Origin of the sequence: Kitasatospora sp. NPDC058063 (assembly GCF_042885395.1) — a bacterium.
Lineage (GTDB): Bacteria > Actinomycetota > Actinomycetes > Streptomycetales > Streptomycetaceae > Kitasatospora > Kitasatospora lactacystinica.
The window spans coordinates 140,600-147,530 of record NZ_JBHVSD010000026.1 but is presented as its reverse complement, the minus strand read 5'-3'; the positions used below and the strand labels follow the sequence as shown (position 1 = coordinate 147,530).

7 protein-coding genes and 1 pseudogene are annotated in these 6,931 nt (G+C 72.4%); 6 read left to right on the top strand and 2 right to left on the bottom strand.

The features are described from left to right. Both ACFVUY_RS34780 and ACFVUY_RS34775 read left to right on the top strand, forming a co-directional pair. Positions 1 to 97 (top strand): annotated as a pseudogene (locus ACFVUY_RS34780) (electron transfer flavoprotein subunit beta); the annotation flags it as partial. Between the two features lie 56 nt (positions 98 to 153). After that, positions 154 to 1,116 carry an electron transfer flavoprotein subunit alpha/FixB family protein gene (locus tag ACFVUY_RS34775; protein ID WP_387736282.1) on the top strand — a complete coding sequence of 321 codons (963 nt, stop codon included), beginning with the start codon at positions 154 to 156 and terminating at the stop codon, positions 1,114 to 1,116. Between the two features lie 130 nt (positions 1,117 to 1,246). Here the strand turns inward: ACFVUY_RS34775 and ACFVUY_RS34770 are convergent, their stop codons facing one another. Next, complete coding sequence (locus ACFVUY_RS34770; protein ID WP_359915655.1) at positions 1,247 to 1,699, bottom strand: hypothetical protein; 453 nt, start codon at positions 1,697 to 1,699, stop codon at positions 1,247 to 1,249. A 172-nt stretch (positions 1,700 to 1,871) separates the two neighbouring features. Here ACFVUY_RS34770 and ACFVUY_RS34765 point away from each other — a divergent pair, with 172 nt between their 5' ends. The 3 genes from ACFVUY_RS34765 to ACFVUY_RS34755 all read left to right on the top strand — a co-directional run bounded on the left by ACFVUY_RS34765 (position 1,872) and on the right by ACFVUY_RS34755 (position 5,379). Further along, positions 1,872 to 3,023, top strand: coding sequence for an acyl-CoA dehydrogenase family protein (locus ACFVUY_RS34765; RefSeq protein ID WP_387736280.1), 1,152 nt, complete (start codon positions 1,872 to 1,874; stop codon positions 3,021 to 3,023). A gap of 112 nt (positions 3,024 to 3,135) precedes the next feature. Continuing rightward, a complete protein-coding gene (locus ACFVUY_RS34760; RefSeq protein ID WP_387695925.1) occupies positions 3,136 to 3,873 on the top strand; it encodes a TetR family transcriptional regulator in 738 nt (245 codons plus the stop codon). A gap of 144 nt (positions 3,874 to 4,017) precedes the next feature. Next, a complete protein-coding gene (locus ACFVUY_RS34755) occupies positions 4,018 to 5,379 on the top strand; it encodes a chloride channel protein (RefSeq protein ID WP_387736278.1) in 1,362 nt (453 codons plus the stop codon). Here the strand turns inward: ACFVUY_RS34755 and ACFVUY_RS34750 are convergent. Then, positions 5,372 to 6,004: a MarR family winged helix-turn-helix transcriptional regulator gene (locus ACFVUY_RS34750; RefSeq protein ID WP_387736276.1), complete on the bottom strand. Its 633-nt coding sequence runs from the start codon at positions 6,002 to 6,004 to the stop codon at positions 5,372 to 5,374. The two genes, ACFVUY_RS34755 and ACFVUY_RS34750, sit on opposite strands and share 8 nt — an antisense overlap. A gap of 576 nt (positions 6,005 to 6,580) precedes the next feature. Here ACFVUY_RS34750 and ACFVUY_RS34745 point away from each other — a divergent pair. Further along, the coding region (locus ACFVUY_RS34745; protein WP_387736274.1) for a hypothetical protein at positions 6,581 to 6,931 on the top strand (351 nt) is incomplete at its 3' end.

The window sequence follows — 6,931 nt, the reverse complement described above, 5'->3', positions numbered from 1 at the left end:
GGCGCGTCCGGCGCGGACCGCGGGCACGGTCGTCAAGGACGAGGGCGAGGGCGGCAAGTCGCTCGCCGCCTTCCTCGCCGACCAGAAGTTCATCTGAGCCGGCGCGCCCAGCCACCCACCCCCTGCCACAGCGAAACACGGAGACATTGAGCAATGGCTGAGATTCTCGTTCTGGTGGACCACGCCGACGGTGCGGTCCGCAAGCCGGCCCTGGAGCTGCTGACCCTGGCCCGCCGCATCGGCGAGCCGTCCGCCGTCGTCCTCGGCGCCGGTGCGGCCGCGGCCGGCATCGCGGCGAAGGCCGGCGAGTACGGCGCGGTGAAGGTGTACGTCGCCGACGGCGCCGAGTTCGCCGACCAGCTGGTCGTCCCGAAGGTGGACGCCCTGGCCCAGATCGCCGGGGCCGGCGACGTCGCCGCCGTGCTGGTGACGTCCTCCGGCGAAGGCAAGGAGATCGCCGCGCGTGTCGCGCTGCGGATCGGCTCCGGCATCATCACCGACGCCGTCGACCTGCGCGCCGGCGACCAGGGCCCGATCGCCACCCAGTCGGTGTTCGCCGCCTCGTACACCGTCGACTCCCGGGTGAGCAAGGGCGCGCCGGTCATCACCGTCAAGCCGAACGCCGTCGCCCCGGAGGCCGCCCCGGCCGCCGGCGCGGTGGAGAACGTCGCCGTCGCGTTCACCGGCAACGCCGCCAAGGTGACCTCGCGGACCCCGCGCGTGTCCTCCGGCCGCCCGGAGCTGACCGAGGCCGCCATCGTGGTCTCCGGCGGCCGCGGCGTCGGTGCCGCCGAGGGCTTCGGCGTGGTCGAGGAGCTCGCGGACGCGCTGGGCGCGGCCGTCGGCGCCTCGCGCGCCGCCGTGGACGCCGGCTGGTACCCGCACAGCAGCCAGGTCGGCCAGACCGGCAAGCAGGTCTCCCCGCAGCTGTACGTGGCCAACGGCATCTCGGGCGCGATCCAGCACCGGGCCGGCATGCAGACCTCGAAGACCATCGTGGCCGTCAACAAGGACCCCGAGGCCCCGATCTTCGAGCTCGCCGACTACGGCGTGGTCGGCGACCTCTTCGAGGTGCTGCCGCAGCTCACCGCCGAGGTGACGGCCCGCAAGGCCTGATCCCCGGACGACAGCGGAGGGCGTGGCGCCGAGTGGTACTCGGTGCCACGCCCTCCGTCGTTCTCCCTCGTTCTCCGGCAGCGCCCCGGGCGCGCCGTCCGCCCCGCCCGCCGCACGATCCCCCGGCGGATCACTCCGCGACGAAGGCCGCGAGGTGCTGGGTGGCGAGGTGCTGGGTGAAGCCGCCCTGGGCCGGCGGCAGCGGGCGCGGCTCGGTGTCCTGCACCGGCGGTGGCGGCTCCATCGGCAGCAGCCGCAGTTCCGGCTGGTCGGAGTCGGGGGAGGGGAGCAGCCGCACCCGGGTGCCGACCGGCACGGTGCTGCGCATCCCGTCCACGATGCACCAGACGTCGAAGCCCTCCGCCATCCGGATCAGGGACTTCTGACGGACCAGCGGCGTCCGGGCCTGCTCGACCGCGCAGCGCCGCACCACGCCGGTGCCCTCGCTGGGCTCCAGCCTGAGGTCGGTGGATCCGCAGGTGGGGCAGAGCAGCCGCTGGAAGGTCGGGTTGTTGCACCACGTGCAGCGCTGGAAGTACAGCGTCGTGCTGCGGGTGTCGGCATCGATGGCTGAGTGGATCACGCTGTCATCTCCCTGCGCTCGGACCGGCTCGTTCGGCAGAAGTTCGGCAGAAGTTCGGCACGAAAAGGATAGGGAACTCAGTACCGCGAAGGGAAGGCACTGAGTTCCCTTTTTGCCGCGCGCATGCATAATGAAGGGTACTGAGTACCGTCGTGAAACAGGAGTGGCGATCATGAGCCAGGACTTCGATCTCTTCCGGATCTCCGAGGAGCACGGGATGCTCCGTGAGGCGGTGCGTTCGCTGGCCGAGGCGAAGATCGCTCCGTTCGCGGCGGAGGTGGACGAGCAGGGGCGGTTCCCGCAGGAGGCGCTGGAGGCGTTGCGGGGCAGTGATCTGCATGCGGTGCACGTGCCGGAGGAGTTCGGTGGTGCGGGGGCGGATGCGCTGGCGACGGTGATCGTGATCGAGGAGGTGGCGCGGGTGTGTGCGTCGTCCTCGTTGATTCCGGCGGTGAACAAGCTGGGGTCGCTGCCGGTGCAGTTGTCGGGGTCGCAGGAGTTGAAGGCGAAGTACCTGGGGGCGCTGGCGCGGGGCGAGGGGATGTTCTCGTACTGCCTGTCGGAGCCGGAGGCGGGTTCGGACGCGGCGGGGATGCGGACCCGGGCGGTGCGCGACGGGGATTTCTGGGTGCTGAACGGGGTGAAGCGCTGGATCACCAACGCGGGGGTGTCGGAGTTCTACACGGTGATGGCCGTGACGGATCCGGAGAAGCGCTCGAAGGGGATCTCGGCGTTCGTGGTGGAGAAGGGCGACGAGGGGGTGTCGTTCGGTGCGCCGGAGAAGAAGCTGGGGATCAAGGGTTCGCCGACGCGTGAGGTGTACTTCGACAATGTGCGGATTCCGGCGGACCGGATGATCGGTGCGGAGGGGACGGGTTTCGCGACGGCGATGAAGACCTTGGACCACACGCGGGTGACGATCGCGGCGCAGGCGGTGGGGATCGCGCAGGGGGCGCTGGACTACGCGAACGGGTATGTGCGGGAGCGCCGGCAGTTCGGGAAGGCGATCGCGGAGTTCCAGGGGGTCCAGTTCATGCTGGCGGACATGGCGATGAAGCTGGAGGCGGCGCGGCAGCTGACGTACGCGGCGGCGGCGAAGTCGCAGCGCGGGGACGCGGATCTGACGTTCTTCGGTGCGGCGGCGAAGTGTTTCGCGTCGGACGCGGCGATGGAGATCACCACGGACGCGGTGCAGTTGCTGGGCGGGTACGGGTACACCCGGGACTATCCGGTGGAGCGGATGATGCGGGACGCGAAGATCACGCAGATCTACGAGGGCACCAACCAGGTCCAGCGGATCGTGATGGCCCGCAACCTCCCGTAACCCCACCCCCGTAACCCCACCCGTAACCCCACCTCGACGTGCACCGACGGCGGGTCGGCCGGCCGCCCGGCCGTCGGTGCCGAGGCATCGTCCCGATGCTAAGTTCCGGTGAATGAGTGAGAAGGAAGAGCAGGACCAGTCCATGAATGACGGGCCCTCGAAGCCGGCGATGCGCGAGGCGCTGGTGGCCGCGGCCTTCGAGCTCTTCCTGGAGCGCGGCTTCGAACAGACGACCGTCGACGACATCGTCTCGCTGGCCGGCGTCGGCCGGCGCTCCTTCTTCCGCTACTTCCCGGCCAAGGAGGACGTGGTCTTCCCCGACCACGAGCGCAGCCTCGCCGAGATGACGGAGTTCCTGGAGTCCGGCACCGGTGAGGAGGACCCGGTCAGGCACGCCTGCGACGCCGCCCGCCTGGTCCTGCGGATGTACGCCGAGCAGCCCTCCTTCTCCGTCCAGCGCTACCGCCTGACCCGCAAGGTGCCCGGCTTGCGCGCGTACGAGCTGTCCGTGGTCTGGCGCTACGAGCACACCCTGGCCGCCTATCTGCGCGGCCGCTTCGCCGACCGCCCCGACGGCCCGCTGCGTGCGGACGTGATCGCCGCGGCCGTCGTCTCCGCGCACAACCACGCCCTGCGGACCTGGTTGCGCTCGGGCGGGGAGAGCGACTGGGTGGCCGAGGTGGACGCGGCGATGGCCTTCGTCACCGGCACCTGGGGCGAGCGCCAGGGCGAGGCCGCCGAGGGCGAGTCCGACGACGTCGTGGTCCTGGTCGCCAGCCGCCGGGCGCCGCTGTGGCGGATGGTCCAAGGCATCGAGAGCGCGCTGGGTGCCGACGCCCGCCAGGTCTGATCCTCACCCGCACGGCGCAGCCGCGTCCGGCGTGGCCCCGGTCGACGGCCCGTGCGCCGTGCGGGGCGTCCGGCTCCGGGCGAGACTCGGTCCCGGGACGGCCCTCCCCGACGGCGGGCGGCCCGGGAGCGCGAGGGAGCGGCGATGCCGACGACGTCCCAGCAGCGAAGCAGCGGCCCGACCCTGCGCGAGGTGCTGCTGCACAAGGGCTACTTCCGCCTGTTGCTGGTCTCGGGGTTGGTCGGCATCCCGGTCTCGCTGGCGGCCTTCGGCTTCGTCAGCCTGGAGCACGAGCTCCAGCAGTGGGTCTGGCAGAGCCTGCCGGAGACGCTCGGCTACCACCAGGCCCCCTGGTGGTGGCCGCTGCCCGCGCTGCTGCTGGCCGGCCTGCTGCTCGCCCCGATCGTGACCCGGCTGCCCGGGCACGGCGGTCACATCCCGGTCGACGGCTTCGGTGGCCCGCCCACGATGCCGGTCGCCGTGCCCGGGGTGGTGCTGGCCGCGCTCGCCTGTCTGCCGCTCGGTGTGGTGCTCGGCCCGGAGTCGCCGCTGATGGCGCTCGGCGGCGGCCTCGCCCTGCTCGCCGTCCGGTCCGCCCAACGGGCCGAACATCCGCAGCTGGTGGCGGTGCTGGGTACGGCGGGTTCCGCGGCGGCGATCTCCACCATCTTCGGCAGCCCGCTGGTGGCGGCCGTCATGGTGATCGAGGCGGCCGGGCTGGGCGGCCCGCAGCTGACCGCGCTGATCCTGCCCAGCCTGCTGTCCGGCGGCCTCGGGGCTCTGGTCTTCACCGGGTTCGGCCACTGGACCGGTCTGTCGATCGGTGCGCTCTCGCTGCCGAGCGTGCCGAGGGCCGGGGTGCCCGACCCGGGGGACTTCCTCTGGGGCGTCCCGTTGGCCGCCGCGATCGCGGTGGTCTGCGTGGCGGGGCGGACCGTCGGCCGCGGGGTGAAGGCCTTCGTCACGACCGGGACCGCACGACAGACCGCCCTGCGCATCGTGTTGTGCGCGGTCGCGGTCGGCTGCTGCCTCGCCGCGTACGCCCTGCTCACCGGCCGCTCCCCGGAGCAGGTCGCGCTCTCCGGGCAGGCCACCCTGGGCGCGCTCGCCGCCGATCCGGCCGACTGGCCGATCGGCGCGCTGCTCGCCCTCGCGCTCTTCAAGGGGCTGGGCTGGTCGATCGCCCTCGGCAGCCTGCGCGGCGGCCCGATCTTCCCGGCGCTCCTGCTCGGTACGGCCCTCGGCACGGCCTGTGCGCCGCTGCCCGGCTTCGGTGCCGGGCCCGCCCTGGCGGTCGGCCTGGCGGCCTCGGGTGCCGCCGTCACCGGCCTGCCCGTCACCAGCACCGTCCTGGCCGCCGCCCTGCTCGGCAGCCAGGCGACCGACGCGATGCCGCTGCTGATCGTGTCCACAGTGGTGGCCTTCATCACCGCGCAGTCGCTGCGCGGCCGGCCGAAGCGGGGTGCCGCTCCGGCCGGCCGCACGGAGGCGTCCGGGGTCAGCTGACGTCCGGGCCCGGGCCGTCCGCGACCGTGCCCAGGTACTGCTCGATCTGCTGCTGGTTCTCCACCAACCGCAGGCACAGGTGCCGCAGTTGGGCCATCTCCTCGGGGCTGAAGCCGCGGAACACGGCGGCCATCGCGCGCTCGGTGGGCACCCGGAACTCCTCCAGCCAGGCCAGCCCTTCGGGCGTCGCGGTGACCAGCACCGCCCGCCGGTCGTTCGGGTCGGGGGAGCGGCGGGCCAGCCCCTCCCGCTCCAGGGTGTCCACCAGGCCGGTCGCGTTGCGCGGGCTCACCCCGCCAGCCCGGGCCAACTCGCCCACGGTCAGCCCCGCTTCGCCCGCGTCTCCCGCTTTGCCTGCGGCTCCGAGCCGCACCAGCACATCCAGCGCTCCCGCGCTCAACCCCCGTCCCTGCGATCCGTGTGCCCGCAGCTTCTCCACCGCGTGGAACGCCGACCGTGCGGCGGCCGCGGCCTCCAGTGCCAGGGTGTCCCCGCCCTTGGTGAACGCGCCCATGGCCGTCCGCACCCTGCTGTCGTAGAGCCGGCCCTCGGCATCCCGCCCCAGCGGACCGGCCGGTGACTCCGGTGATTTATTTACCTGCTTCATAATGAAGTCATTCTGCACTTCGCGGGAAGTCTGTCAAGGGGAGGGGGTTCGCCAACTCGGCCGCAGCGGACGAGACTTCGCCGGGAGTCGGCGGCGCGCCCCGCGGGAGTCGGCGCCGGGTCGCGGGAGGGGAGCGTTCTGCGCCACGGGTCGGGCGGGGAGTGGGGGTGTCGCGGGCCCGCTCCGGTTCGACGGCCCTCGCGGCGGCCGTCCGGCCCGAGTACGCCCGGAACGACGCTTCCGCCGTTCCGCGAGCTCGGGGGGCCCGGCCAACTGTTCCCGTGCGACGGGCCGTTGTACCGGGCCGTTCGCGTGACTCCGCTGAAGGGCGGCTCCGTCCGGGACGGTCCGCGGCGGGGGCTCTGTCGCGACGGAGAGTGGCATGGGGTGACGCAGAGTGCTCCAGCCGACTGATCCTGTCAGATAGGCATACGAACGGTATTTCCGCTGGTGAGGGCGGCGATTCTGACGGGACGTGAGGCCGGACGGGTCCTGACGGCGGTTGCGGCGGGATGTGGGGCGTGGCTCTCTGAGATCGCGGCGGGACCGAACGGCACCGCCACCCCAACCAGAAACTCCGTGGAGGAGATTTTCATGCGTGCTCTCAAGCGAGTCGTGGCTGTCGGCGCCCTCACCGTCCCGCTCGTGCTCGGCTGCGCCGGCCTGGCCTCGGCCCACGAAGGCATCGACGCGAACTACGGCAAGGGCTTCTTCACTGCGAACGAGGACGCCGCCGCCCTCGCGGCCGTCGAGTCCCACGTCGGCGAGGACGGTGTCTCGCACGCCAGCTTCTGGATCATTGCGGACGACGAGGGCGTCACCGGCTCCTTCACGGGTGCGGGCGCCACCTTCAACGACGAGGACGTCGCCCCGGCCGCCGCCCCTGCCGCCGCTCCGGCGACTGAGGTTGCTCCCGCTGCCGCTCCGGCGGCCGAGGTTGCTCCG